Below are 1641 nucleotides of genomic sequence, written 5' to 3'. Positions count from 1 at the left end.
CTGACGGACCCGGCGAGGACCAGCGCGGCGCGCGGGCCGACGGTGTCGCAGAGCGCGCCGAGGGCCGGGCCGCCGAACGCGCCGGACGCGGCGCCGACCATGCCCTGCGCGGCGATCACGCGGCCGCGCAGCCCGCCGGGGCTGTCCAACTGGACGCGGGTGGCGACGGTGGTGTCGAACACGACCGCGCAGGCCGCGATCGGCAGCATCGCGGCGCCGAACAGCAGCAGGTCCGGGGCGCCGCCGCTCAGCATCTGCCCGGCGCCGCACAGCGCCGCGGCGACCAGCAGCAGCCGGAGCGGGAGGCGGGTGCGGGAGGCGGCGTAGACGCCGCCGAGGACGGTGCCGACCGCGAACGCCACCGACAGGGCGCCGTACCCGGCGGCGCCCGCGCCGAGCGGCCCCTGGCTCATCGCGGCCATGGTGACCTGGTAGTTGCGGCCGAGGCTGCCGAGCACGAACGCCAGCCCGAACATGATCAGCAGCCGGGGCGAGGCGAGCACGTAGCGGAAGCCCGCGACGATGCCGCGCTCCCCCGGCTCGGCGGGCGGCAGCCGGTGCAGCTCGCCGCCGCGCATCAGGGCGATGGCGGCGAGGACGCCGAGGAAGCTCACCGCGTTCACCGCGAACGCGCCCGGCACCCCGGCGAGCGGGATCACGATCCCGGCGAGGCTCATCCCGAGGATGCGGCCGCCGGAGCTCAGCACCGAGCCGAGCGCGAGGCCGTTGGACAGGTCCTCCTGCCCGACCACCTCGGCGCCGAACCGGCCGAGCGCGGGCGAGGTCAGCGCGGTCGCGACGCCGGAGACCAGCGTGATCGCGTACAGCCCTCCGGTGCCGCTCGGGTCCCCCGCCGCGATCACCGCGAGCAGGGCCGACAGCACCGCCTGGACCACCTGGCCCGCCGCCACGACGTACCGCGCGGGCAGCCGGTCGGCGATCACCCCGCCCCACGGCCCGATCAGCATCGTGGGCAGGGCCTGCAGGACGAGGCCGAGCCCGACGCTGGTCGCCGAGCCGGTGATCGACAGGATGAGCCAGTTCAGCGCGAGGACCTGCATCCACGTGCCGGTGATCGAGACGAAGTCCGCCACGGCCCACAGCCGGTAGTTGTGGTGGCGCAGCGAGCGCAGCATCACCGGGATAGCCAAGGTCTTCTCCCCCTAAAGGTCACACCAAGTGACCTCCAACGCCGGGTCTGCGGGAGGCGTTCCAAACCTGCGAAGTGTGCGAGATACATCACGTTTCCGCAGGTGAGCGCGGGGAAGGCGGGCGTCCCGCCGGATCCCCCGGCCCGCCGGGGCTAGGCTCGCCTTCGGCCGTCGGCGGGCGGGAAGATCACGAACGGAGTGGGACCGGGTGAGCGAGCGGGCGTTCTGGGTGGGCACGTACACCGGCGAGGCGGGCGCCGGCGCCGGGATCTACCGGGTGGCGCGGCGCTCCGACGGGACGCTGCGGGCGCCGGAGCTCGCGGCCGGGGCGGTGAGCCCGTCCTACCTGGCGGCGCAGCCCGGGAAGGGCGTCATCTACGCGGTGCGCGAGGAGGACGAGGGCGGCGTCGTCGCGTTCGACGCGTCCGGCGGGCGGCTGCGGGAGATCGGGGTGCGGGCGGCTGGGGCGCTGCCGTGCCATCTGTCGGTG

2 protein-coding genes are annotated in these 1641 nt (G+C 75.4%); one reads left to right on the top strand and one right to left on the bottom strand.

Going from position 1 to position 1641, the window contains the following annotated elements; translation table 11 throughout:
• The coding region (locus tag ETD96_RS43795) for an MFS transporter (RefSeq protein ID WP_138642355.1) at positions 1-1151 on the bottom strand (1151 nt) is incomplete at its 3' end.
• Positions 1152-1359: 208 nt separating this feature from the next.
• On the opposite strand from ETD96_RS43795, the gene ETD96_RS43790 reads away from it, so the two are divergent.
• Positions 1360-1641 (top strand): lactonase family protein (locus ETD96_RS43790; RefSeq protein WP_138642354.1); only part of this gene is annotated, 282 nt, incomplete at its 3' end.

The organism is Actinomadura geliboluensis (assembly GCF_005889745.1).
GTDB classification, from domain to species: domain Bacteria; phylum Actinomycetota; class Actinomycetes; order Streptosporangiales; family Streptosporangiaceae; genus Spirillospora; species Spirillospora geliboluensis.
Note: the sequence above shows the minus strand (reverse complement) of the source record. Positions and strands in the feature narration are given on the sequence as shown.